This is a genomic window from Pedobacter sp. GW822-FHT03F06 (genome assembly GCF_058801365.1).
In genome coordinates, this window is sequence record NZ_JBXANE010000011.1 from 26,686 (window position 1) to 52,788 (window position 26,103).

Here is a 26,103-nt window from a genome sequence, read left to right on the forward strand (position 1 = left end):
TTACGAATTTCAGTAAATAATTATGAAAAGCGGTAAACAAGAGGCAGTATTATTAGATAAAAAACAAGCGCTGGTAAAAGCCGAGCATTTTTGTGCTTACCAGGAGCGCTCGCAAAAGGAAGTGCGGTATAAACTGGTAGAATGGGGCATGCGTGGCGATGAGCTGGAGGAAATAATAAGCGAACTGATTTTGAATAATTTTTTAAATGAGGAAAGGTTTGCTAAAAGTTATGCATCGGGCAAATTCAACATTAAACATTGGGGGCGTGTTAAAATTAAACAGGGTTTGAAATTAAAGGGTGTGCCCGATAAAATTCTGCAAAAGGCAATTTACAGCATCGATGATGATGATTATTTACAAACAATAGAAAAATTAGCCATTAAAAAAGTGCAGAGTTTAAGCGAAAATGATCCGTTTAAAAGAAAAATTAAGCTAATGAGCTACCTTCAGGCAAAAGGTTTTGAAACTGATTTAATTTTACTTGTACTGAAAGCCAGCAATTTAAATTAAATATTAAATTTTTAACAAGAAATCTCTTGACAGAAATATAAATCTGCCTATATTTGCATCACCAAAACGAAACAACAACATCAGTTTTGTTCATGCGAAAGTAGCTCAGTTGGTAGAGCACGACCTTGCCAAGGTCGGGGTCGCGAGTTCGAATCTCGTCTTTCGCTCTAAAATGCCTTCCTACCAGAAGGCATTTATTTTAAAGTTAACCAAGCCGACGGAGATCGGTAGCGGCTAATGCTCGGGTGGTGGAACTGGTAGACACGCAGGACTTAAAATCCTGTGCTTTCAAAGGCGTGCGGGTTCGATTCCCGCCCCGAGTACACTCAAAAAAAAATCGACAAAAAAACCTTTCAGAAATGAAAGGTTTTTTTGTTTATAATCATTTTTCTTTTAAGTTGACTTCTTTTGTTTACAGTTTATATTCTACGTTCTGAGAAAATCGGAAAATTTTATATTGGGCATACCGAAGATATTAACAAAAGACTTCTTCGGCATAATAAAGGCCATTTAACTGCAACTAGAGGTAAAGGTCCGTGGACTATTGTTTACCAAGAATATTTTCCTAGTCGAGCAGAAGCTGTACAGAGAGAGCTTGAAATCAAATCGAAAAAGAGCAGTAAATATATCGAAAGGCTACTGGTTGATAATGGAACTGATGGACACGTCCCGACATAAGTCGGGATGCTTTCAAAGGCGTGCGGGTTCGATTCCCGCCCCGAGTACACACAAAAAAATCGAACGAAAACCTTTCAGAAATGAAAGGTTTTTTTGTTTACAACAGAAAAAAAATCAATTATTTAAATCTCCAGAATACAGATTAGCCATTTAATTTATTTTAATGTTCTACGTTTTGATCATTTAACCAGGTATCTGTTATTAACATATCCTTTAATGCCTTCAAAAACCACATTACTCCATTCGCCTTTTCTCGAAATTTCGCTAAGATAATCGCCTTTTAAAATAACTTTTTTCTTTCTCGAAGTAATAGATGGTCCTGTTCTGAGGTTTAAAGCCGCTGTTGTCCTGTAGAGGTTGGCTACGTTTAGCGCAGCTCTTTTTAAATTGACATAACCATCTTTTTGATCGCCAATATTCCATTTGGCCTGCAACTGCTGCCAGGTATAACCAAAATCGAACTGAAAATGTGGTGGATCTTTAAAACTCTTCCAATCGCCGCCCCACTCCCAGCCATTGGCTTTAAAAACGGTAACTACTTCTGTCCAATCGGCAATATCATCTTCATCGAAATCTTTAACCATATTCCACGAAGTTTCCTCACCATCTATAACCAGGGCAAAATCGATCGCTAAACCATAATTATGTATCGATTGACCTGCCTTTGCATTAGTCACAACATTTCCCATCGGCTTACTTTTCGATTTGCCATCAGGGTTAACCACAGTCCGGCCCAATTTATATAAAGCGTCTTGCTCCTCAAACGAGCGCAATGTAGTGGTTATTCTGGCTTTTGCCCTACCCGTTAACTTTAATTCGGCTTTAGAAAAAGTATCTGTTGCTAAAGTCCTTAAATCAGGGTGTAATAACTGAATTCTGGTTTGGCTTAATTTATCCATATAGTGATCAATTAAAGTTGATAAACCTTTTTATTTTGGCATAAGCAACGATTACAAATGTTATCAGAATAGATAATCTATTAGGTAACAAACATAGACCTGAAAAGTTCTACATCCCCTACGGCTTAGGTTAAGCTCCAAAACAGAAAAAAAACTTATAAACCCTAATTTTCAGAAATTTATTCCACTGATTTTTAAGCACTAAGAATTTCATTCGAAAAATTTATTTTATTTTTTTGCATTAAAAACTTTAATTCCTATATTTGCAACCCCAAAGGAATACAATACCATGTATTAATTTGCGAAAGTAGCTCAGTTGGTAGAGCACGACCTTGCCAAGGTCGGGGTCGCGAGTTCGAATCTCGTCTTTCGCTCTAAATGCCTTCCTACCAGAAGGCATTTATTTTAAAGTTAACCTACCGAAGGATTTCGGAACAGGCTAATGCTCGGGTGGTGGAACTGGTAGACACGCAGGACTTAAAATCCTGTGCTTTCAAAGGCGTGCGGGTTCGATTCCCGCCCCGAGTACACTCAAAAAAATCGATAACGAAACCTTTCAGAAATGAAAGGTTTCGTTGTTTATAGTTATTTTTCTTTTAAGTTGAATTCTTTTGTTTACAGTTTATATTCTACGTTCTGAGAAAATCGGAAAATTCTATATTGGGCATACCGAAGATATTAACAAAAGACTTCTTCGGCATAATAAAGGTCAGGTAACTGCAACTAGAGGTAAAGGTCCGTGGACTATTGTTTACCAAGAATATTTTCCTAGTCGAGCAGAAGCTGTACAGAGAGAACTTGAAATCAAATCGAAAAAGAGCAGTAAATATATCGAAAGGCTAATGGTTGATAGTGGAACTGGTGGACACGTCCCGACATAAGTCGGGATGCTTTCAAAGGCCTGCGGGTTCGATTCCCGCCCCGAGTACACTCAAAAAAATCGACAACAAAACCTTTCAGAAATGAAAGGTTTTGTTGTTTATAGTTATTTTTCTTTTAAGTTGACTTCTTTTGTTTACAGTTTGTATTCTACGTTCTGAGAAAATCGGAAAATTTTGTATTGGGGTAATACTACACGATCCCCCATACAGCTATTATTTCATAGCCCTGATCGCCTTATCAAAAGACAGCACCAGATTCTTCTGGTCAATATCTTTTAGGGAAACCTCGTGAACATTACTGCCCAGGCCTGCAGTAAAATAAACATCAGCCTTAACAGTAGTCCCTTTCTCAAGCCCCTCCTCAAACAGGGCAATCCCGAACAAAGTACTGTCTACCTTAGATGAAACGGTTATACTCACCGTACCCAGATCATACTTTCCGTTATTCTTCAAGGTAACAACCCCATGCTTATAAGTATAACTCACCCCTTTCAGTGTTTCCAGATAAGTTTTATTCTTACTCGTGATGGCCTGATAGGTTTGTGCATAACCTGAAAAACCAGCGATTGCCAGTAGTAAAACTAAAATGATTTTCGTCATGATCTTAAGCATAATAATTCAATTATTTCATTTTGGTAAGCACAGCTTTAAGTTCTCCTATTTCATCATCAGGATCCCCACCGGAAGCAAAGATCTCGGCTACGTCCATGTCTTTACCATATACCGCAGCATTTGCAGCCGCATCAATCTCCAGCGATGCGCCGTTTACAGAAAGCCCTGCAAAAAGTCCCTTGCTACGGGAATAGGAATACACCTCGGCATCGAGTTTGTAATCTGTATTCACTGCAGAACTACGCCCAAGGGGACCTGCCGCAATAGAAAGATCACCACCAAGGGTAAAACTGCTTTTCTTGATCGCAGTAAGACTATTGGCATGGGTAAAAACAAGCACAAGTTCAGTCGACTGTACACCTGCCTGAAGGCCAACACTTCCGCCGGTAATGGTTACAAAAACAGGATTGCTCCAGGAGCCGTCTGCCCTTTTCACCATTGCAATGCCCCTGCCGCGCTTCCCACCGATGACAAAACCTGCATTGATCAGTTTTGGTACAATAACAATACCTTCTGTAAGCTCAAGCAATCTGGAGGGAATGGATTCTTTCATTTTCCCGAAACCCGAAAGCACCTGGGTTGAAGCTTTTATTCTTTTTTGCTCCTTATTCTGCGCAGCGGCCGCAGTAGGAAATAGTAATGCTACGCAGCAGAGCACAGCGAGATTCATCTTGATCAAATTAATTGTGTTCATATATATATCGAAAAAATAACCGGCATTATTCGAGCAGATCTGCTCTTACTAACGGTCCGGAAATGCAATATTATACCTTTTATTTCTTTTCCCGACCGGTCTTCAGGTAAATTACCTTTCTGTGAGAATTCACCCGTGATACCTTAAAAATTTCAGGATATAATGGATTAAAAATTTTGCTTTCCCAAAATAAAGTCACTGATCAATTTCTAAATCAAGGGCCACAGTTTCTTTTGCCTGATCAGTAAACATGGGGCAGTTGCAATATCCAATATTAGGAGGAAAAACATTTAATCTCATTGAAGGTCTTCGAGTTAAAAATCATCTGTAGCATTTAAGTAGCGCCTATCGTTTATGTTCAAACATATCATACACGATGAAACTTAAATTTATTATCCCCGCAGTATTGATCGTACTTTTTGGCTGCAGCCAAAAAGTACAACATCCATCCTCCAACCGGCCCTCAAAGAACCAAGGCGATTCACTTTACCTGGTTCTTAGCATAAAGGATGTTATAAAGACAGGAGAAAAAGTCACCTTAAAATTTGCCGTCCACAATGATCAGCCAACAGAAAAATCCTTTTGCAAATGGCACACTCCCTTTGAACCCCTGATGAGCAAATACCTTGATATAAAAGATGAGAATGGAAATGAGGTTTTCTATAAAGGCCCTATGGCAAAAAGGATCATGCCCCCTCCCGCAGACAGCTACCTTGTTGTTAAACCAAAAGACATACTTTCATCAGAAGTCGACCTTTTAAAAGCTTATCAGCTGGAAGCCCAAAAAAAATATACCGTTTCTTATAACGCCAGCGGCATGAGCGGAATAAAAAGTACCAACACCGTTACCTTCAGGTACACGAACTAAACTTAGTAATTCCAGAGACAAAAAAAAGGGGAAGGCCATCCAGCTCCTCCCCTTAATTTATCATCAACTAACTTATATTATTATGGATTTATCATTAGATAAATCCATAATCGCTCTTTATAAATGGCATTCAATATCTTGAGGATGAACAAGTTAAACGGTGCGACCGCTTGAGAATATTACGGGTTTTGAATTCTTGTTGAGGCGCTCAATTTATTTGACTGCGACACTGAAACTAACTTCTTCAGGGGGCAGACACTGCTTGTCGTTGCATACCATCGATTCGACAGTTCCTTTCACCACCGCTGTTTTTCCGTTAGTTTTAATTTTTTGTTGGAAGATCACACTATGCTCAAAATATTTTACATCCATTTTGAAGGTATCCTCATATTTTGTTATAGGTTTTGGCTCCAGCGTCTTGCCCACAAGGGAGTATTCCTTTGAAGGCTTAAAACTAAATGTGGTTTTCACTGGTCCTCCATCTTTTACAAACTGGGAATATAAATGCCATCCTTGGTCGATTGTTGCTTTAATAAAAATTGTTGCCGTGTTGGCACCTGTTTTTTTTGCTGCATAAGACCACTTTATTGGTTTTAATATCTGACTTTGGGCGCTGATGAACAGTAAAGAAAACAGCGCTGTTATTACAATAGATTTCTTCATTATTTAATTGTTTTTTTTAGCCATGAAAAGATGATGTGAAAAGCTTCGGGCGAAACACCGCTTTTGATATTTGGGATCTCGGCTTGATTACAGGTGATGCACGGTAACAACAAATGATTGACATTTTTCAATAAATGTGTTTCTACCTTTTTATTGCCGCCTGTCGCAATATAGTTCTTCCAGTTTTGAAGATTTGCCTCGGGAACCACATAGTTATCCTTATCTCCGTTTATCGCTAAAACAGGGACTTTAATATTCGCCATCGTTTTAGCTGCATTGTACTTGATAAAATACCTGTACCAAGGTCCTATCGCATAATTTACGAAGCTGTAGACCGGAAAGCGGAAATGATCGAATTTAATATTCAGGGTCTTGAAGTAGGCATCATCTTTTACTTTCCATGTGTTGTAGGTTTCATTCAATTTTGCCTCCATATTAGCCGAATCTGCATATTTCAATGCCGTTTTAAACATACGTTCATTGATGTCGTTGGATCTGGCCTTATCATAATCGGGCAAAGTGGAATTGTTGACTATACTCTCATTTTGCGAAATCAGGGCATCGTACCCATTCATTGCCAAGCCTGAGAGGCTGATCAAAAATTTAATATCCTTACTTTTGGAAGCAGCGATGGATATGATCGCTCCACCTTCACTGTGGCCGATGAGACCGATTTTACCGGCGTCTACCTGAGGTACGGATTTTAAGTATTTTACGGCCAATAAAGCGTCAGTTGCGAAATCGGCAGTAGTTGCATGTTCATATACTCCTGTCGTTTTACCTACACCTCTGTCATCCAACCGGAGAACAGCGTATCCATGATTCGCAAGGCTATCGGCGATTTCTTTAAAGATCTTGTGACCCGCCATCAGGCCATCACGATCCTGTCTTCCCGTTCCGGAAACGATAATGACGGCCGGACTTTTTTTATTTCCCCCAGGGATTGACAAGGTACCTGCATAGGAGATGCTATCATCCGGTGATTTGAATGTGATTTCCTGATCTATAAAATTCTGTGCAAAGGATGTTTGCGTAAATACTGCCAATGCGGCAATGAGCAATCTGATCTTATTCATTTTCTTGTTATTCTGCTTTTTTAGTCATTTCAATCAACGCCGTCATCTCATCAGCCAAACCTGTAGCACTCCCCCTGAAACCTACGGAAATAAACCGCACGTACCCATTTTTGTCTATGATCAGCTTTTGGGGTATGCCAGAGATGGTAAATGCTTTACAAATCTTATTAAACACTTCCGAATTGGTCTTCATGCCTTCCAATCGGTTATCAAATAGCACGTTGAAGGGATAATTGTTGTCTTTGATGTATTTCGCATTTTCGGTTTTGTAAGTATCACCTCTTTCTTCTGTATCTACAAAATAAAATACAACATCCGGATCATTTTTGTATTTCTCTACAGCTAGTTTCATTCCCGGAAAGGAAGCTTTGCAAGGAACACACCATGTGGCCCAAAAGTCGAGGATTACGGTTTTCCCTTTGAGATCGTTCGAATTAACAGTCTTGCCATTAAGGTCTTTCATACTCCAGGTTGGCATTTCTTTCTTGATCATGCTTTCCATGATATCTTTTTGTTCCTTTTCTTTGTCGGCCGGGTTTTTCAAGCTTTCCAAATATTCCTGAAAACCTTTCTCTGAACCACGTTCTTTAACGAACGCCTCTCTAATCATCGCAATCATTTCTGTAGAACTCTGATTCTTGAACATACTTTTTTTCAAAAGCACCTGCAGATCCTTGTTCAGACCTAACATCTTTAAACTTAATGCCTGTTGGTTATTTATCTCTGCATTGTTGTAGTCTAAAATGACCTGGGCCTCTTTTGCATATTGAAGTGCCTGCTGGTATCTTTTCTGATAATTCAAGAGCCCAATGTGATCTGAAGAGACGGTGGCAACAAACGTTTTCTGGTATTCACTTTTCCACTCTGAAGGAGAAAGATAGGCCATCGATACCGGCTGGTTGGCTTTGAAGTATTCGAATCTTTTTACAAAAAGATCAGAGTCTTCAGCAATTTTTTTCAGATCCCCTTCTTTTCTGTGATAAGGAATGCCTATTAGCTTATAATAAACTGAGGTAAGCATATTATATGGCAAGGAATCGATATACTTACTCACGTAATCAGTTGGCCTTTTCTTCAACCTTCCAAAAACCATCAGGTTCTGATATATAATACCATAATTGATTCTATTTTCCAAATTAAACTTTGCGTTTGTATTTGCTTCAGGGAATTTTGAAAGAAAATCTTCGGAAGCGACCAACAGTGAGTCAATATCTCTGATCGAGGATAATTTTTTGAATGCTGCAAGCCGTGCTATACTCCCATTTGGAAACTTTTGGCTGATTACCATATTGATAGAATCTGTGAGATTTTTATCCCGAATAAGGTTAGCACTGATATATCTTGCATCGAGCAGTTCAGACTCATTAGCATCTGTACGGGCAAGGTACTTAGTGGCTAAAACCAATTTAGGAGCAGCATGCTCTCCCATGTAAGAAGAAAGGGCTATAGCATAATCCCTGGCCAATAGTGATTTCGATTTTTGGTTATTCAAAATCTCCTGGTTTAGCCAATGATATGTTGCAGTATCACTGATGCCTTTAAAGTTGATATATCCGGGAATATTTTTACCATAGTTCGGTGATCTTGCAAATCCCCATCCAATATATCCTCCAGGGGCCATTTTCCCTGGTCTATCCTTATCATTGAGCATAATAAAATAGCCAAGATTTTTGTTGTTGTCGATGGAATCTCCTGAAACGAATTTAAAGGCAAGTATTCCCGTATTGATCGGAACCTGCAAATCTGATTTCCATTCCTTTCCAGCCTTGACAAATTTCACGTCGGCCGCTTCCCACCTATAATCGGTATATTTATATACCACCGCGTTAACAGATTCCTTGTTCTGTAGCGGTGTGCCTGATGGATTATAGAAAACAGTCAGGGCTTTTCCGTTATAGGGCTTTTCAGGCAGCGACCTGAAATTATTGGTGCGCTGACAAAATCCATTGATAGAGAGGGCAATAAAGAGTAAAAAGGTTAGGGTTTTGTGTATCATTTTTTATTGATTAATTCTGGATGTTATCCGTGTTGTGGTATACGTGGGTTAGGGATTTGGCTCGAGTTCTGGATTGAGGTTACGAAGATATTCTGCGATTGGAAATGTATATTGGTTACTGTTTGGTGCCAATGTATAAATCACACCTCCAAAGTTCCTGGTATACGTTTTTTGGAAAGTTGTTTCATTGTTCAGCCTCCTCATATCCCACCACCTCAGCATGGTTCCAAAAAACTCTCGTCTACGCTCATCAATCACTTTTACCAGGGCATCAGTATTGCTATTGGCTGTAGCAGGCACATAATCGGCAGGCTTGAATCTTTTGATCCTTAAGGTGTTCAACGAATTCATCGCCTCAGAAATATTCCCCGTACGCGCAAAACATTCAGCACGGATAAGCAACATCTCAGGTACTGAAACGCCCTCGTTTCTGGTCTCGCCGGTTACGCTTTCTTTATAAAAAAACCTTCCTGTATAGGTAGCGGAAACTGTTGCTGCGGGAACGGTAAAAAGTGTATAACGCTGATCTTTGGTACCCAATACCGTTAGGTATTCGTCGCTCAATTTTAATACTGAAGGTGCAAATGTCAATGATCCTCCAATTGGAAGTTTTGATAGCATGATTTCTGGATTTGCAATTCTTCTTGGATAGTTTGAGGTGTTAACGGTAGTTATAGCCGATAAATCGATTAAGGTATTCTTAATTTTCAATGCCTCTTCTGCGTATTTTAAAGCATTTGGGTAATCTGCCATCATTAAGTATGCCCTGGCCAATTCTCCGTAAGCAGATGCTTTAGTTGGTAGCGTGTTATAGGCTTGTGTAGCCGGTAAAGCTGGTAGCGCCTGCAAAAGATCGTTAATGATTTGATTGTACACCGTTTCAATGCTGGCCCTCTTTAAAGATTGACTGACCGTTTGTACCAAAATCAGCGGCACGCCAAGATCAGAACCTGCAGACGACCTCACATACGGTTTGGCATATGTGTTAATTAAGTTTAGGTATGCATCTGCCCGATGGACCAAAGCTTCTGCTTCCAATGCCTTTTTCTCCTCTTGAGTCCCATCACTGGCCGGAAGCTCATTGATTATGGTATTGCAGTTTAGTATTATAGCGTAAAGCGCATTCCAGCTCTGGTCTTGCTCGTAAGCAGATCCAAATGGAAAAATAACGGGTCTCCAGTTATAACTTCCTGTTAGATAAGAATAAAATTGTGATCCTGTTAATGCCGTCTGTTGTGCGCCATCATTGATATCAATATCAGATGAAGCAAAGTCGGATAGATTCTGTATATTCTCAAATGCAGCAGTATTGTTAAGCAAGTAGCGGTAATTGATCGTTTGATTAGGTACAAGATTTCCCTGCGTTTTAATGTCTACATACTTTTTACAGCCAGTTATTGCCGTCGCAATGAGCGAAAAGCCTATAATTATATTTTTTAGTTTCATGATTGCCAAGGATTAAAAGTTAACATTTAAAGAGAAATTATAAGAAACTGCAGATGGAAGGCCCAGGGTTGTAGAACTAAGACCAGCAATAAAATCCGGGTCGATGCCCTCTTTGTTTGCTCTCCATAAAAGCCCTAAATTTCTCACAGCAAATGTGAAATTTGCTGTTCTGACAAAAGAGGTTATTTTTTCAATCGGCAACTGATATGACGCCGATAGTTCGCGAAGTCGTACATAATCGCCCTTTAATACATTGATATCTGATTGTTGATAACGCAATAAACTCTGGGCAGCGAAATTGCCTACTGGACTGGGTACGTTGGTGAATGCCTCATCTCCGGCCTTTACCCAACGTTTTGCCACATCCTCATGCAAATCATACCTTACGCCTGTTCTTGCCGAAGGGTAGGAACTGATCGTTGGTCTAAGAAACACACTACCGAATTGGTAAGAGGCAACCGCCATTAGTGTGATATCCTTAAATTTAACAGATGTATTAAAGTTTCCAAAATAGGGTGCAGTTCTTCTTCCCGCGTATTGCAATGCATTTATCGATGTAATATTCTGGTTTGCTGCTATTTTCGCGCCATTTTCATTGTACACCTGAGTAAGCCCATTTTGATCTAGTCCAGCATTTTTGTATACAAATATCTTATCCGTTGGATAATCATTTAGATTGGCGCCAAATGCAGGATTAGAATAGAATGATGAGGTGATTCCAAATCTTGCATCGGTAATTTTGTTGGTGTTATAGGCAAAATTGATTCCACTGTTCCATTCAAAGTCCCTCTTGCGAACAATAGTACCCCTGATACTCAAATCCATGCCATTTCCGGATAAATTGGTTGAGTTTCGATTAAGTGTGGTAACACCATATGTCCCGTTGATCGGAAATTCATAAAATAAATCCTTTCCCCGTTTCGAGTAAATATCTGCAGTTGCAAATAAGCGGCCGTTGAAGAGACCAAGATCAATACCCAGATTGGCCACGTATGTTTTTTCCCATCTTAATTCCGGATTAGCAGGTGCGACCAAAAACGCATAAGGCTGACCTGTGGTCAAATCTGCGCTACCTAACCCGATATAGGTGAAGGGATAGATATTGGTAGATATATTACCATTCACGCCATAGGTTGCCCTTATGCTTAGTGAACTTACAAATCCGGCTTTGGCTAGAAATTTTTCTTTTTTTACATCCCATTTAAATCCTGTTGACCATAGCGGTGTTGCCCTGAACTTGCGATCGACACCAAAATTGTTGTAGTCATCATAGCGCGCACTTCCGGAAAGGGTATACTTACCGGCATAGGTATAGGCTGCATTGGCATAGTACGATAAATATCTTCGTGTTTTATCCTGTTGAGTTGGCGCACCTGCCAAACTACTGGCAAAGCCTTGTATCGTTTGATATGGTGTAAAAAAATCCACAGGTCTGGAGAGTCCTGTACCGGTATTATAACCATACAGCGTATTGGACCCTTGACCTATCTTGGTCTGGCGAATCTCTGATCCTGCAATGGCAGTTAATTGATGTAAACCAGCAAAAACCTGATCAAAATTGAGCTGGCCACGAAGGCTGTAGTTGTTGCCGGAGGTGTTTATATTACTCAAAATCCCACTGCCTAACGGTAAACCAATAGAATTTTGGGCATTACCGTTTGAAGGTAGCGGTGTATAAGTATTGATAAAGTTCCGGTAATAATAGGATCTTTCATTAAAATAACTCCGGGTTTGACTAAAGCTTCTTTCGTTACCATAGAAAACATTCGCTGATAAACCTTTAAAGACCGGTACGTTCAGGTTGAGGTTGATCGTATAATTGTTATCCTGTTGGGTATTGTCTGCATTATCGATCTCATCCAAAGGATTGTAAAGCCAGTTGCGATACCCCCGGCTCTGCAGCGAATTCGTCCATCCCGAGTAGTATTGCCTACCGAAACTTATTCGATTTCCCTGATCATCCAACAACCTGTCATAAGGCATAAAAGTTGATGATGAGGGACCAAATAACGTGTTGAGCGATTGACCATTATTATTGAATTTAAAGAAGGAACCTCTTACATTCGTTGATAAGGTGGCCACTTTGAAAATTTTGAAATTGTTGTTCAAAGTTATCGTTAAACGCTGTCCATCCACACCTACTGTTTGAGGATTTTCTTTGCTATAAGAGGCGGAATAATAATAGTCGCTGCTTTTTCCGCCGCCGCTTACCGATAAATCATACTGCTGGTTGTTTGAGGGTCTTATCAAGTATTGAGATATCTGATCCCGGCTATCTATCGAGCTATATCGGCTAAGAGCGGCATCATAGGCAGACTGGGTTATTGTTCCGGCCCTGAGCTTGAAAATCAGGTCGGTTACATTAGCTACGGGCTGTCCGAAGGGGCTGGCTGAATTTGGTGGGGTGATCAGATTTTTAGCGACAAGATCCTGTTCAAAAGAGATCGCCTGACTTGAATTCATGATCTTCAAATAATCAAGATTGGGTTTATTGGACACGGTAGCTGAAACCGAGAAACTCACCCTGGGTGCCTGATTTGGGCCGCCCTTTTTCGTGGTAATTACAATTACGCCATTCGCAGCCCGCGTACCCCAGATAGAAGCAGCGGCGGCGTCTTTTAACACCGTGATGTTTTCAACGTCATTAGGATTAATCGTAGATAGATCCAATTCGCTGATCGCACCATCTACCACCACCAATGGAAAGGTTTCTCCACGTAGCGTGCTGGCCCCACGAATGGACATACTATAATCTGATCTACCCACACTGCGCGTACCGCTGTTAATTCCAATTTGTGTATTCCCATAGGTAAACATATTATCAGAATTCAAATCAACTTTTAATCCCGCAACCTGGTTTTCCAATCGCTGTATAAGATTAGGCGTCTTGATTTTCTGTAAATCAGCAGCCTTAATTACAGCAGCTGCAGCAGTAGAACGCTCCCTGGGCAACATCTGATAGCCGTTTGACACCACATTTACATCCTGAAGTTGTTCACCTACAGCAGGCCTCATTCTTATCGATAAGTTTGTCACCTTTCCATCCAGATCTTTAGTAACAGATTCGTAGCCTAAATAGTAAAAGCTTATTGCTGTTGCTGTATTAGGAAGAAAAATGGAAAAACTTCCCTGACGGTCGGTAATGACAGCGCGATTGGAACCATTTGACTTTATGGTCACTCCTGGCATCCCTTCTCCATCCTGATCAGTAACTTTTCCACTATAATAAACCTCTCCGTTATCGTTTTTTAATGGAGTAGCGGAGAGATCATTCTGAAACATCCTATCCTCTTGCGCTATAATAGTGTAATTGCCCTCACTCACATATAAAAACAAAAGACCGTTAGGGTATAAAGCTCTCTTGAGCGCCTCATCGACAGATTTCGCATTCAGGCTTTCTGAGGTCGTGGTTTTGCCCTGAATAATGTTGTGCTTATAGGCAAACTTAGTCTTAAATCGGACAGAAATTTCATTTAGGGCCTTTTCAAGTGATAATGTTTTTTGCTGCGCGGAGGAATCCGTGACTACAAAAAGCACCATTAGAAAAACAATCACAGCGGTGATTGGTTTAAGTAGTTTTGTTTTCATTTTTTGTTTGGTTGGTTGTTTGGTTGTTGATTGTTTTTTGAAGCCGGACGCGTTAACGTCTTGATGTAAGTGTGATCACGCTTCCCTCCTTCTTTATATTAACATTAAGTATATTACTCAGGGTGAATAAGACTCCGTTCTCATCTTTTAAGGAGATCGTCCCATCTATGACTTCATTGAGGAGATTTTGGTCTTCCATGACAACTTTATATCCGTACCTATCCTGGAAAGCAGCTATAATCTCACTCACTTTCGCCTGCTTAAGAATGAGCTTACCTTCAATCCATGATGATGGAGATATGGACTGTGCAGCACTAGATGTGATCCCCTCATTAAGCATATCGTTTTTGAATACATTACCTGGTATCATACTAAATTCCTTTCCTGTCTTCATCGATCTTACTAGTACCCGGCCACTTATAAGCGCCACCTGGGCTTCCTGCCGGCGATCTCTCACATTGAATTCTGTTCCAAGCACCTGAATCTGCACAGTAGGGGTGTGTACCACGAACAGGTCTCCTCTTTGTATTGTTGCAGGATCGACATTCAAATGCCTAACCCTGAAGTATGCCTCTCCATCCAGCGAAACCGACCGCACCTTTTTCCACAGGTAGGCTCTGGGCATGGTCAATACGGAATTCGAGTTAAGGTGTATTTTGGTGCTGTCATCCAATGTGACGATTTTGGTTTCACCGAAAGCTGTTTTAACAACAACGTCGCTGTTGAAATACCAGGCTGAAAACACGGCAAAAACCAGAGATGCTGCAATAGATGAAATCCAGATCGCTGTTCGCCTGATTTTCATTTTTTTAACTTCTCTCTCTGTTATTGAAGCCTTGATATCAACCCAAAGTTCCTCAATAAAAAATGGTGGGACTTGAATATGTTCTGCAGACAGAATGTACTTTAACTCTTTGAAGGCAAGATTGTAATTTTCCAGGTGACCTGCATTCGCCTCAGCCCAGCCCTTCCAAAATGCCACATCATCCTGAAGATTGTATTTTACAAAGCGAATGAAATCCTGATCGTTCAGAAATTCTTCAACAGTATAATTATGGTATTTTTTTTCGTTCATCTATGGTACCTTTAAAGCAGGTTCACCATATAGACAGATGAATATTGAAAATTACCCCATGAAATAAAAAATAATTTAAAAAAAATTGGTGACGGTTACAGGATATGATTTTTATTTATGCTAATGAGGTAAATCATCAATAAAGCCTTGTCTATTTTCATGATCAGGCGAAGTGCCTCAAGTGCACGGGCGTTGAGTTTGTAAGTACCTTTGATGGTTAAATCCATAATCTCAGAGATTTCTTCATAATCCAGTTCTTCAAAATATCTTAAATAGATAATTTCTTTCTGCCTGGGGGTTAGCTGATCCATTGCCTTGGATAATTTAGCAGTCTGCTCATTTTGCTTTTCTTTTTCAATCAGCTCCAACTCAACTGAAAAGGTCAGGTCAAAGTAGTCATGGTCATCTATTTCCGAATCTTTGAATTTCTTCGTCGACAAGCGGTAGTTGTTCGCCGAATTGCGGAACGAGGTGATAATGTAACTGCGCACGTTGGATACCATTGGCAGCTTTGTTCTTTTTGACCAAAAACCTACGAAAACATCCTGCATACAATCTCGCACCGCTTCTGGATTATAGAGCAATCGCGAGCCATATTGAAATAATGATGGAGCATGCCGCTTATAAATTTCTTCCAAAGCTTCCATATCGCCATCCAACAAATGGCCCCAAAGCTGAGTATCGGTTAAGCTATTATCCAAATTCAATGATGAAAGGGGTTTGATAACGACTCAAGTTATATTAGGTTCAACCGCATTTGCAATGATAACATTTTTATTACCAATCTGGAGGAGCTGTTGGATAATATTACTGGAACACAAATTTATGAATATTTTCTTCTAAAACAGTGTTCATAAAAAGCTATTCTGCAACCTCACTTTAAATATGGACTAATCTGGTTTATAACCAGGCTAAAGTAATAGTCGATTTACAGGTATTGGCTCATCTGAAAATGTTCGAAGAGGACTTATTTCGTTAAATTGTTTTCGCGCAGGGCTTAGCCATTAAAAGAATGCCGTATAGGTTATCTGTTTGTTAAAAAACTATTAATCAGTCAAATAAGGATTCTATTATGTGACCACAAAAAAGTCTGCCCTGGGGCAGACCAAAATCAATATAAAATACCCTTCTTGCATCTGGCTTTGCTCAACCCGATAATCCCAAAAAAGAAAAATTCAGTAGGGAAAGCACTGCAAAAGTTAGCATAAATGTATTTTACAAAACGTTTATTAAATTGTTCAAGGTTGAATACCTACGCCGTTCATTCGGGCGCGTCACTTGAATATTTGAAAATGACGGTATTGTGAAGCTTAACAGCGGCCGGCTTGGATATAAAAAATCCATTAAATGCCGGCCGAAAAGCTATTCGGTTTTAACCTGTCTTTTGAGCAGGATGGAAATTTCTACATCCAGTTTTTTTTGGAGGATCTCACCTTCAAAGCCAATGGTCCTGAACTGCATTTTACCCTGCTGATCAATAACGGCTATTGTGGGGATTACGTTAAAGCCCACTTTTTCACCGATATTTTTGTCGTTATTAAAGTAAACAGGGAACTGGTACTGGGGATTCTGCTTTACCCATTTCCTGGCGTCTTCAATGGTATTGTTAGATCCACTATTAACCACCATGAACAAAACGTCCCTGTTGTTTCTATATTTTTCAAAAACCTTGTGAAAATATGGCATTTCCTGCATGCAGGGAACGCACCAGGTTGCCCAAAAATCAAGGATGACGATTTTTCCCTTCATCATTTCAGCACTAACCGGTTTTCCTTCCAGATCTACCAAACCGGAAAGCTCGGGGCCAGGCCTGTTCATCATCAGCAGCCTGGTTTTAGCAGTCAGCTGACTGATTTCCAAAGCTTCCAGCTCTGCTACCTTCGAGCGGAAATCCTCTTCTGAGCTATTATATTTTAAAAAGTTGAGTTTGGCGCTTTTTAGCACGAGGGAATCTGTTGGGTTTCTGACCAATAACCTCCAAAGGATATCAAAGGCTTTGCGGTTTTCGCCGAGCTGGGCCGATACTTCGGCACTATTGATCAGCCCATCTCTCCCATCTGAAATCCCTATTGCCTCATCTGCCAGTTTTTTGGCTGAATCAACCTGCTTTAACTTAAGAAAATTAAGGGCCTTGAGTGAAAGCAGGTCAGACTTTGCCTCGGCTATAGTACGACTTCTTACACTATCGGGAACAAAAGAAGGGATATAACCAAACTCGGGGAAATACCTGATAATCCCCACGGGCCACCGCTCTACTATTCTTAGCGATCTGTTGGCATAACCGATAGCTGCCGATGGTGCAATCTTGCCCGCGGTCAACACAGTGGCGATATCTTTCAGCGTCTGTGGTGTGTAGGGCGTAACCTTGGCATTGAGTTTTGAGGCATGAAGTAATGCCCTGACCGAATCTTTCTGAGCAGCATAATATTCAAAAAGCATTTTATGAATACTTTCAGACCCTTCTCCATCAGGCTGATTTCCTGTTTTCAGCAACGCTTCAAGCTTTGCTATCTTCACTGCGGCATCAGGCTCTTTTGCAATAATGGAAGCACGGAGGTCTTTCGAAATATCTGCCTGGGGAAAACGTTTCATGATCACGCTGCGCACAGAATCGAGCCTGCTCTTTTCTCCTATCATCAGGTATCCCATGGTAACCAGGTTCACATTGCCTGGCAGGGTCGGGTTTTCCTCCAGCTTTGCGGCAATAATCTTTCTGGCCTGCTCCCGGAACTTCAACTTTTCTTCCGCACTTTTCGCTATGATCATCCTGGTATTAAGCAGCGCCACTTTTGCTTCATAGTTACTGGGGTTGTTTTTCAATTCCTCTTCCAACAGGGCAGCTTTTCGTTCCTGTAAGTCAGGAGATTTAGGTATCTGAGCCGACAGGCTATAGGATTCGTGGAGCAGACTGCTTTTGACCCTTTTCGTGCCCTCAAATACCTTTAAGGCATAGTGCTGGTCTGGGCCAGGTTTCTGCACCTGATCCCCGCTCTGAAGATAAAAAGTGGCAAAAGTGGCAAATCTTCCGGCAACAAAAGAAGCCGTCCATATTTCACCCTGTTTTACCATCGGCATTTTCCATGGGAGATCATAAAAGGTGGAATAGGTGAAAACGATCGTTACTGATAAGCTTCCAGGCTTGATTTTCGCATCTGCACCTCTTGGGTCATAGCGTATGGTAACCGTATCACCTCTTTTTATTTTCCCGGGTATAACCGAAACGCTTTGTGCCCAGGCCTGCAGGAATACAGGCACTGAGAACAAAAAACATAAAATTATTTTTCTCATCGTTCTAATGGTTAGTTGTAACCGGGGTTCTGGATCATATTTGGATTTGTGCGCATCGCCTCGATCGGGATCGGGAAAAGCACAGCTGTGGATTTCCAGGATGACTTGCTTTTCGGCAAAATATCATCCGCCCGGGATTTCGAAGGATCGCCTGAAAGGCTTTTCCACCTTTTCAAATCAAACCAGCGATGGCCCCATTCTGAAAATAGTTCAGCCCTTCGTTCCTGCTCCACCTGGGCCATGGCTATAGCCGGTGTTGCTGCCACAGCTAAAGGTACCAGGCCCGCCCGGTCGCGGATCACATTCAGATCATCCTTGGCATCACTTAGCCTGTTCAACCCCACCCTAGCTTCCGCGCGGATCAGGTAAGCTTCAGCAAATCTGAGTATCATTGAGTATTCCGTAACCGCAGCACCAGCAGCGCCCAATCTAACCTTATATTTAAAGGGATAGTAATGGGTAACAATTGGTGCCGTTGTGGTGGTGTAATTCCCAACCCAGTTGCTAAAACGCTTATCCCCTACCTCAAAGCCTGATTCCAGTCCATCACTTCCTTTTGTCAGCCGATAAAGGGGGGCACCTGTTGGAATGAGCGTATTTCCTTCCCAGGTATTTCTTCCCCCAAGTGTATTGACCACCTGGAGCTGCCAGACAGCCTCTAAAGAATTCTTTAAAAAAGCCTTGGTCATGTGGGCAGCGTTATTGGGATCTGCGTTTTTCAGGAGCGAATATTGTGTAGTGGCCGCAATGACTTCGGTAGATTCAGCCTCTGCCAGCGCATTATCCCCAGTGTAAAGGTAAACCCTGGAAAGCAGCAATGTTGCAGCGGTTTTATTGGGCCTGGTACGTTCGCCGTTTCCCGGATAGGCTGGCACAAGCAGGCTTTTAGCATCTTTTAAGTCCTGGATGATCGCAGCATAAACTTCTGCTTTTGGCGTCTTTGGTTTACTGCTGTTGGCAATCACATCAGTATTGAGGATCAAAGGTACATCACCAAAGAAATTTACCAGATAAAAATGACAGAATGCGCGCATAAACTTGGCCTCGCCCAAAAGCTGGTTTTTTACTGCAGGGCTTAAAGTACTGGATGCGCTGACTCCTTCGATAACAGCATTTGAGCGGTAAATAAAATTATAGGGTGAAGACCACATAAGTCCTACATAGCCATTGCCCGATGTCAGTGCATTGTTCTTGAACTCATCAAAGTTGGCAAGCACCGAAGCATATACAAATTCATCTGCGGCCATTGCACAGGTGAAGCTGGTCAGCACGTTTGCAAACTGGTAATTAGAGGCATTCATGTCGGAGTAAATCCCCACCATAGCAGCGGTTGCGGTAGCATCGGTAGTGAAAACGGTCCCTGTGGCAAGCTGATCCTTTGGATCTTCGATTTCCACATATTTTTTGCATGACAGCGAGGAACTGAGCACTGCGATGAACAATATATAATTGATAATTTTCATTGGAATTTTATTTAGGGTTAAAATGAAAGCTGTACACCTGCCGTATATACACTTACCGGAGGCATAGAATAGCCCCTGGTTTCGGGATCAAAACCATTATATGATGTAATGGTGAAGAGGTTCTGCCCCTGCAGGTACAGCGAAATGTTGTTAAATTTCCAGCTCTTGAGCAGATCTTTGAAGTCATATTTCAAAGAAATGTTCTTTAGTCTGATAAAAGAGGCATCAACCCAGTTCGCACTCGACAGGCGATAATTGTTCTGATAGGCAGTATAAATCGGTTTGCCTGCTGTGGCGCTGGCCCCCGGAATCATTGCAGGAACGCCCTGAGTAGTCCATCTGTCAAGGGCACTGAGGTCTTTATTTCTAAGGGCATAACCATTAGAATAACTCAGATAGCCATAGTTCAGCCCAGGTCCTTCCTGTTTTACAAACTGAAAAAAGAAATCAAGACTGAAGTTTTTATAGGTAAAACTGTTCTGCAGGCCGCCATAAAATTTAGGCATTGCATTTCCGATCACCACCAGATCAGCCGGGTCGGTAATCACCTTGTCTCCATTTACATCCCTGAACTCAGGAACACCAGTCTGCGGATTGATCCCAAGAAAATCAAAACCCATGACGATTCCAATAGGTTGCCCGATGAAGTATTTAGCGGCATTGGCCGAATTTTTCAGGTCTGGATATTCCAGCAGTTTATTACGGGCAATAGTCAGGTTGAAAGCAGTATTCCACGAAAAATCCTTCTCCCTAACGTTCATTGAACTGAGTTCAAACTCCCATCCTGTATTCTCTACCAGCGCTGGAAGATTAGCTTGATAGCTTGTAAAACCAGACTGGGAAGATAGCGTACTACCAATTAACTGGTTACCGGAGCGGTTGCGGTAAAAGTTTGTGGTGAGCAATAATTTTTCGTTAAAAAAGCCCAGATCTAACCCAGCCTCGATTTTTTTGTTGACTTCCCAGCTGTAATCCGGATTAGGAAAACGGCTTGGTGAGATCCCCCCTATACCACCATAGGGATAAGTGGTAGGTGTCCAGCTGTCTAAAAACTGGTAATCACCGATCTGATCATTACCAACCGTCCCGAAACTACCTCTTAGCTTACCGAAACTTAAGAAAGGGATATTTTCCTTTATAAAACCCTCATTGCTGAAGATCCATGCAGCCCCCAGGGCGCCAAAGTTGCCAAAACGATTGTTGGGTCCAAATTTGGATGAACCATCCCGGCGGAAGGTACCATTGATGATATATTTCTCATCCCAGTTATATGTTAGTCTTCCAAAAACCGAAGTATAACGGTATTTGGCATAACTGTAGCTCCTTGGGGTAATCAATGTAGCCGCCTTGATATTTTCAAGCTGCTGATCACTGATGTATCCGCTCCCGGTGAGTCCTTGCTCTTCTCTAACACTGTGCTGCCAGGTTCCGCCCACAAGAGCTGAGAGATTTCCTTTTCCCAGTTTAAGGTTATAATTTAACTGGGGCTCTACAATATAGGAGCTTAAGCTTCCGTCTCCATAGTTGGCGCTGCTACCGGAATAGGTAGCTGGGTTAAAACCCAGTTTAGGGAGTGTCTGGGTCTGTTTCATATGCATCCTGTTAAAGCCTGCAGCCAGCTTTGCACTAAAGCCTTTTAAAAACTCATAGCTCAAAGTCGTATTCCCGAATATATTTGAGGTATTACTCAAACTGGTACGTTCAAAATAGGCCATTGGGTTCTGCTCATTTCCTACCCAGTAATAGTCCCCTTTGGCATCATAGATCGGAAAATTCGGTGCCAGATTAAAAAAGCTGGTCACATCGCTCTGCAGGGTATTGTTTTCATCCAGTGTATATTTCAAAGAACTATTAAACTGGAATTTCTTGTCTATTGAGCTATGGTTCAGCGACATATTCAGGGCACCCCGTTTATAGCCAAGATTGCCGGGCAAAACTATTTTCTCATCCCTGAAGGTCCCGCTAATCAGATACCTGGTCTGCTCAGTGCCACCGCTCAGGCCCAGTTGAACCTCCGAGAGGTTGGCAGATTCTCCTATCAAAAGGTCCTGCCAGTTCTGATCAAGGGCCTGATCCCATAATAACAAGTCTGGCGCCTGGGTATCGGTCGGGGTCACGCCGTCTTTGGCGTAAGCTTCACGCCTAAGGGCGAGATAATCTGCTCCGCCCAGCATTTTAACCCGTTTATTCACTGAGGAGATTCCCGTATATAAATTTGCTTTAAATTCTGCCTTTCCGGCTTTTCCTTTTTTGGTGGTAATCAAAATTACCCCATTTGCTCCCCGTGATCCGTAAATGGCCGTTGCATCGGCATCTTTCAGGATATCGATCTGCTCGACATCAGACGGGTTGATACTGGAAAGGGGGCTCTGCGCGCCGTTAGCAGCAGAAAACTGGCTCAGGCTTTCCGAAGTAAAGGGAACTCCATCCACAATGTAAAGCGGGTCATTTCCAGAAGTAATCGAATTCTGCCCGCGAAGGCGCACATTATATCCTGAACCTGGGTAACCTGTTACCGAAGAGATATCCAATCCTGCAACCCGGCCTTGTAGGGCAGCCAGGGGATCTGCTACAGGCTGGTTTCCGATCTGTTTGGCGCTCACTGTGGTTACTGATCCGGTATTGGTCCGTTTGGTTGTGGTCCCATATCCAACCACCACAACCGCATCAAGGGTTCCGGCCTGCGGCGATAAGCTGATGTCTATAGATTTCCCCATCGGTACCGGTCTTTCGGCAACAGAATAGCCAACGTAGCTAAAAATAAGAATATCATCAGGAGAAGCCTGGATTTTAAAGGCCCCGTTAACATCGGTTATCGTTGCGGCAGTTTTTCCCTTTACTTTAACCGAAACCCCTGGAAGAGCAGCACCACTTTCATCTCTGACCACTCCTGTGACCTCCACAAAGTTGGCGCTGGTCTGAGGGGTGGGCGCCAAAGACTTGAATATGATAATACTGTTGTTGAGCAGTTTATAATCAAGGCCTGTACCTTTTAAAAGCTCGTCGAGGGTCTGTTTTAAGTTTCGCCTTTTCAAGGTGAGCACAGGTGCTGTTATCCCTGAAAGCACCTGTTTTTTATACGCAAAGCGAAAATCGGTTTCACGCTCGATCTTTGCAAAGGCCTGCTGAAGGCTGCCGCCGGAAAACCCCAGGGAAACATTGGTTTCCTGCAGACCCTGCGCCGAGCTGTCGGTGGCATAGAGGCTGCCCATGGCATAGAGAGAGATAACCAATAAGATCGCATTTACTTTCATGAAAAATCTTAGTTTTTGGGTAATAGTGTAGTGACAAGTCAACGGGGGCTGACTTGCAAAAGGTGTATTTTTATAATACATTGCATTGGTTTTAGGTTGTTCGATATATAATTTAAAACTGTTGTAAGCCCCGGTGGCCGCCGGGGTTTACTTAATTCTTCTGCTATATCATGTGGGCAATATTTTTTTCTTCATTAAATTTAGTTTGTTTTCGATTGGTTATTAATTTTCACATCCGGGCCCGTCGATCAAAAGTTTACCCGCTTTGAGCTGAAAGGATGCCCCGGTAATATCGGCTAATACTTCAGTTACCTGGCCGATTTCGTTCCGGTCTAAAAAGGCAGCGGTAAAGCGGCACTTTTTCACCCTTTCATTTTTAAAGGAAACCTCAACGCCATAACGTTTGGCAATGAGTGCTGCGGCCTGAGCAAGGGTAACATCGTCCATGATCAAGTCTCCTGACTTCCAGGATATGGTCTGCTCAGTGTTTACTGTATGTTTAAGTGGGCTCACCTGGCCGCCCTGCCAGCTCAACTGCTCATTAGGGGTCAGCACCGCCAGGGTCTCCCCCTTTTTTTGCACCATCACCTTTCCCCTGATTACCGTCACCGTTACAGCTTTTTGTCCCGGATATGCTGAAATGTTAAAAGCGGTGCCCAGCACGGTGGTGCTAAGCTCGCCCGTGTGGATTACAAAGGGATGGGCAGCATCATGTGCCACATCAAAAAAGGCCTCCCCAACAAGTGATACCTCGCGTTTCTTTTTGCCTTTGAAGCTCCCAGCATATTCTAAACGGCTACCTGTGTTAAGCTGAACGGAAGTCCCGTCTTCAAGTTTAATCCATCTGTGCCCACGGCTTTTCTCTACTGCAGGTTTCACCGACGTTTTTTCTGCAAAAACGACTGGCCGGGATGCAGGCCGGAGCACGAAATAGGCAACCGTACAGACTAAAAGTATAGATGCGGCATAACCGATCCAGCTAAAGGATTTACCTTGCGGCCTTAAAACGGTACGGGCCTTGATTTTTTGATAAAGCAAATGTTCATCCATAGGGGCATCTTGCTGATTTCCCTGCTGAAAATCGGCCTGGAATGCTGATAATGCCTCATTCCACTCCTGCTCGTGCCCCCCGTTTTGTATTAATGAGAGCACTTGGGAAATTTCTTCCTGTGATGCCTGGTCCTTGATATATTTTAAGAAAAGTTGTTTAATCGCTTGTTCCAAGATAGATGGTGTTTAATGGTATAACACTTTGCAACCGTCCTACATTTACTCAAGGAAAAAATATTTTTTATTTCAGTGATAAAGGGCTGCAAAAAAGAAAAATCTCTGATTGTTAAAACGGCCGAACAATAAGCAACACTACGAGCGCACCATTGCGAATGAGGTATTGCCTGATCGAACGGATGGCCTTGACCATCTGACTGTTGATTGTCGCATCCTTTAGCCCGAGTTCCTCGGCAGCCTGTTTATAAGAATACCCCTGCCCATGGCATAGTTCATAGATTTTTCTGCGCTGTGAAGGCAGCAGTTCAATGGCCCGCGAGATAAATGCTTTTGTTTGCATGTGCTCGCTATAGGCCAGGCCATCTTCACACTTATCAAAGGCATGCCTTGCAATCTCATCGGTAATTATGGTCTCTCTGGCTGCTTTACGGATTACGTTGAGCGATAAATTCCTGGCTATGGTAAATAGATAGCCCTGAAGTGATAATTTGGGATCCAGATGAGCAGAATTTTCCCATAACCTGACAAAAACTTCCTGTGTGAGGTCTTCGGCAAGCACTGGAGATTTAAGGATCTTTAAAGAAAAACTGTAAATATGATTTACATGCAATTGATAGATAAAGGAAAATGCTTCTTCACTTCCTGTTTTAAGCTTTAGCAACAACTCTTCCTCTGAATCTTTGACAACATGCATGGTCTACAAAATTAGTAGATTTAAATTAAAAATATAACAGCTTAAAGTTGCTATCAAAATTAAAAATTTCGGGGTCAAATCAGGCTTATCTATACCTTTTTTACATTTTGATTTCAGTGCTGGTCGGAACACACAGATTTGTTTAGTTGGGTGCATCAAAGCTGGCCTTCACTATTGTTGCGATCAGTGCCATTTTGTTCTATTAAGTTATATTGTGGATGATGAATACGATTCACCTCAAATTACGTAAAATCGTTCTATTATTACCCACTTTTGTATCACTTGCCAACACTTATTTAACTGAACTTTGTCAATGAATTTTATATCAATATTAAACAGATAACAATGGCAAAGACAATTTTTATAACCGGGGCATCCCGAGGCCTCGGCCGCATATGGGCAGAAGCATTTTTGAAACGGGGCGATCAGGTGGTGGTTGCAGTAAGAAACCCGCAAGCTTTAACTGAACTTTCAAAAGAGTATGCTTCAACACTGCTCGCTTTGACGCTCGATGTTACCGATAAGGCTGCATGCTTTGAGGCTGTCGCAAAAGCTAAAGACCATTTTGGCACCATCGACGTGCTCATTAATAACGCAGGCTATGGCCACACCGGTGCTATAGAAGAGTTAGAAGAGCAGGAAATACGTACACAATTCGACACCAATGTTTATGGTTTACTATGGGTAACCCAAGCAGTTATCCCGGTTATGCGCGAACAAAAATCAGGTCATATCATTCAGGTGTCCAGCGCATTGGGTCTGCTCGCTTTTCCTACTTTGGGACTATACAGTGCTTCCAAGTTTGCTGTTGAAGGTATTAGTGAGGCCCTGGCTGCTGAAGTTAGCGGCTTCGGTATCAAAGTTAGCATACTGGAACCAAACGGTTTCATGACCGATTTTGCCACAACCTCCGGGATGCAAAGCAAACCATTGGCTTTTTATGATGAAGTAAGAGATGGACTTGCTGCTGGTAACAAAGCAGAAGACTGGGGAGTGCCTGAGGCAACTGCGGAGGCCGTGCTGAAATTGGTTGACGCGGAAAATCCTCCGTTAAGACTGATCTTGGGCAGGGTTGGTATCCAGTGGATAAAACATGTTTATGGCCAACGGATGCAAACCTGGGAAGAATGGCAGGACGTGTCTGCTGCTGCCCAGGGAAATTAATGTTATATTAGCAGTATCTGTTTATA

Annotated in this window: 20 protein-coding genes and 4 tRNA genes; 9 read left to right on the forward strand and 15 right to left on the reverse strand. The window is 41.9% G+C overall.

Going from position 1 to position 26,103, the window contains the following annotated elements:
- Positions 1 to 22 precede the first annotated feature (22 nt).
- The 4 genes from AC1RJ8_RS18625 (at position 23) to AC1RJ8_RS18640 (ending at position 1,189) form a co-directional block, all read left to right on the forward strand.
- Complete coding sequence (locus AC1RJ8_RS18625; protein WP_492956228.1) at positions 23 to 511, forward strand: regulatory protein RecX; 489 nt, start codon at positions 23 to 25, stop codon at positions 509 to 511.
- Between the two features lie 94 nt (positions 512 to 605).
- A tRNA-Gly gene (locus tag AC1RJ8_RS18630) sits at positions 606 to 678 on the forward strand.
- A gap of 72 nt (positions 679 to 750) precedes the next feature.
- A tRNA-Leu gene (locus AC1RJ8_RS18635) sits at positions 751 to 834 on the forward strand.
- Positions 835 to 919: 85 nt separating this feature from the next.
- A complete protein-coding gene (locus tag AC1RJ8_RS18640) occupies positions 920 to 1,189 on the forward strand; it encodes a GIY-YIG nuclease family protein (RefSeq protein WP_492955235.1) in 270 nt (89 codons plus the stop codon).
- Positions 1,190 to 1,368: 179 nt separating this feature from the next.
- On the opposite strand, the gene AC1RJ8_RS18645 is transcribed toward AC1RJ8_RS18640, so the two are convergent.
- The gene (locus tag AC1RJ8_RS18645) at positions 1,369 to 2,088 is read right to left on the reverse strand and encodes a M15 family metallopeptidase (RefSeq protein ID WP_492955234.1); all 720 of its coding nucleotides are present in this window, start codon (positions 2,086 to 2,088) and stop codon (positions 1,369 to 1,371) included.
- Positions 2,089 to 2,389: 301 nt separating this feature from the next.
- Here AC1RJ8_RS18645 and AC1RJ8_RS18650 point away from each other — a divergent pair.
- The 3 genes from AC1RJ8_RS18650 (at position 2,390) to AC1RJ8_RS18660 (ending at position 2,969) form a co-directional block, all read left to right on the forward strand.
- A tRNA-Gly gene (locus AC1RJ8_RS18650) sits at positions 2,390 to 2,462 on the forward strand.
- Between the two features lie 70 nt (positions 2,463 to 2,532).
- Positions 2,533 to 2,616: transfer RNA gene (locus tag AC1RJ8_RS18655), tRNA-Leu, on the forward strand.
- A gap of 83 nt (positions 2,617 to 2,699) precedes the next feature.
- Positions 2,700 to 2,969, forward strand: coding sequence for a GIY-YIG nuclease family protein (locus AC1RJ8_RS18660; RefSeq protein WP_492955233.1), 270 nt, complete (start codon positions 2,700 to 2,702; stop codon positions 2,967 to 2,969).
- Positions 2,970 to 3,182: 213 nt separating this feature from the next.
- Here AC1RJ8_RS18660 and AC1RJ8_RS18665 read toward each other — a convergent pair whose 3' ends face one another.
- Together AC1RJ8_RS18665 and AC1RJ8_RS18670 are read right to left on the reverse strand one after the other, a co-directional pair.
- The gene (locus tag AC1RJ8_RS18665) at positions 3,183 to 3,569 is read right to left on the reverse strand and encodes a hypothetical protein (protein WP_492955232.1); all 387 of its coding nucleotides are present in this window, start codon (positions 3,567 to 3,569) and stop codon (positions 3,183 to 3,185) included.
- 22 nt (positions 3,570 to 3,591) lie between these two features.
- Positions 3,592 to 4,275, reverse strand: a complete 684-nt coding sequence (locus AC1RJ8_RS18670; RefSeq protein WP_492955231.1) for a lipid-binding SYLF domain-containing protein — start codon at positions 4,273 to 4,275, stop codon at positions 3,592 to 3,594.
- A gap of 376 nt (positions 4,276 to 4,651) precedes the next feature.
- On the opposite strand from AC1RJ8_RS18670, the gene AC1RJ8_RS18675 reads away from it, so the two are divergent.
- Positions 4,652 to 5,143 carry a protease gene (locus AC1RJ8_RS18675; RefSeq protein ID WP_492955230.1) on the forward strand — a complete coding sequence of 164 codons (492 nt, stop codon included), beginning with the start codon at positions 4,652 to 4,654 and terminating at the stop codon, positions 5,141 to 5,143.
- Between the two features lie 213 nt (positions 5,144 to 5,356).
- Here the strand turns inward: AC1RJ8_RS18675 and AC1RJ8_RS18680 are convergent, their stop codons facing one another.
- From AC1RJ8_RS18680 to AC1RJ8_RS18735, 12 genes are all read right to left on the reverse strand, one after another.
- The gene (locus AC1RJ8_RS18680) at positions 5,357 to 5,806 is read right to left on the reverse strand and encodes a protein-disulfide reductase DsbD N-terminal domain-containing protein (RefSeq protein WP_492955229.1); all 450 of its coding nucleotides are present in this window, start codon (positions 5,804 to 5,806) and stop codon (positions 5,357 to 5,359) included.
- The gene (locus AC1RJ8_RS18685; protein ID WP_492955228.1) at positions 5,806 to 6,882 is read right to left on the reverse strand and encodes an alpha/beta hydrolase family protein; all 1,077 of its coding nucleotides are present in this window, start codon (positions 6,880 to 6,882) and stop codon (positions 5,806 to 5,808) included. The genes AC1RJ8_RS18680 and AC1RJ8_RS18685 overlap by 1 nt, the downstream gene beginning before the upstream one ends.
- Positions 6,883 to 6,889: 7 nt before the next feature.
- Complete coding sequence (locus AC1RJ8_RS18690; protein WP_492955227.1) at positions 6,890 to 8,878, reverse strand: TlpA family protein disulfide reductase; 1,989 nt, start codon at positions 8,876 to 8,878, stop codon at positions 6,890 to 6,892.
- A 48-nt stretch (positions 8,879 to 8,926) separates the two neighbouring features.
- Positions 8,927 to 10,324, reverse strand: a complete 1,398-nt coding sequence (locus tag AC1RJ8_RS18695; protein ID WP_492955226.1) for a RagB/SusD family nutrient uptake outer membrane protein — start codon at positions 10,322 to 10,324, stop codon at positions 8,927 to 8,929.
- Between the two features lie 12 nt (positions 10,325 to 10,336).
- Complete coding sequence (locus tag AC1RJ8_RS18700) at positions 10,337 to 13,912, reverse strand: SusC/RagA family TonB-linked outer membrane protein (protein WP_492955225.1); 3,576 nt, start codon at positions 13,910 to 13,912, stop codon at positions 10,337 to 10,339.
- Positions 13,913 to 13,964: 52 nt separating this feature from the next.
- On the reverse strand, positions 13,965 to 14,987 hold the full coding sequence (locus AC1RJ8_RS18705; protein WP_492955224.1) for a FecR family protein: 1,023 nt from the start codon (positions 14,985 to 14,987) through the stop codon (positions 13,965 to 13,967).
- Between the two features lie 95 nt (positions 14,988 to 15,082).
- Positions 15,083 to 15,694 (reverse strand): RNA polymerase sigma factor, encoded by a 612-nt coding sequence (locus AC1RJ8_RS18710; protein WP_492955223.1) that lies wholly within the window; start codon positions 15,692 to 15,694, stop codon positions 15,083 to 15,085.
- Between the two features lie 655 nt (positions 15,695 to 16,349).
- A complete protein-coding gene (locus AC1RJ8_RS18715) occupies positions 16,350 to 18,275 on the reverse strand; it encodes a TlpA disulfide reductase family protein (protein ID WP_492955222.1) in 1,926 nt (641 codons plus the stop codon).
- A gap of 11 nt (positions 18,276 to 18,286) precedes the next feature.
- Entirely contained in the window at positions 18,287 to 19,738 is a 1,452-nt protein-coding gene (locus AC1RJ8_RS18720; RefSeq protein ID WP_492955221.1) for a RagB/SusD family nutrient uptake outer membrane protein, read from the reverse strand.
- Between the two features lie 17 nt (positions 19,739 to 19,755).
- Complete coding sequence (locus AC1RJ8_RS18725; RefSeq protein ID WP_492955220.1) at positions 19,756 to 22,992, reverse strand: TonB-dependent receptor; 3,237 nt, start codon at positions 22,990 to 22,992, stop codon at positions 19,756 to 19,758.
- Positions 22,993 to 23,214: 222 nt separating this feature from the next.
- A complete protein-coding gene (locus AC1RJ8_RS18730) occupies positions 23,215 to 24,216 on the reverse strand; it encodes a FecR family protein (RefSeq protein WP_492955219.1) in 1,002 nt (333 codons plus the stop codon).
- 112 nt (positions 24,217 to 24,328) lie between these two features.
- Positions 24,329 to 24,913 carry an RNA polymerase sigma factor gene (locus AC1RJ8_RS18735; protein WP_492955218.1) on the reverse strand — a complete coding sequence of 195 codons (585 nt, stop codon included), beginning with the start codon at positions 24,911 to 24,913 and terminating at the stop codon, positions 24,329 to 24,331.
- 345 nt (positions 24,914 to 25,258) lie between these two features.
- Between AC1RJ8_RS18735 and AC1RJ8_RS18740 the strand changes: the two genes are divergently transcribed.
- Positions 25,259 to 26,077 (forward strand): SDR family NAD(P)-dependent oxidoreductase, encoded by an 819-nt coding sequence (locus AC1RJ8_RS18740; RefSeq protein ID WP_492955217.1) that lies wholly within the window; start codon positions 25,259 to 25,261, stop codon positions 26,075 to 26,077.
- The last annotated feature ends 26 nt before the right edge of the window (positions 26,078 to 26,103 follow it).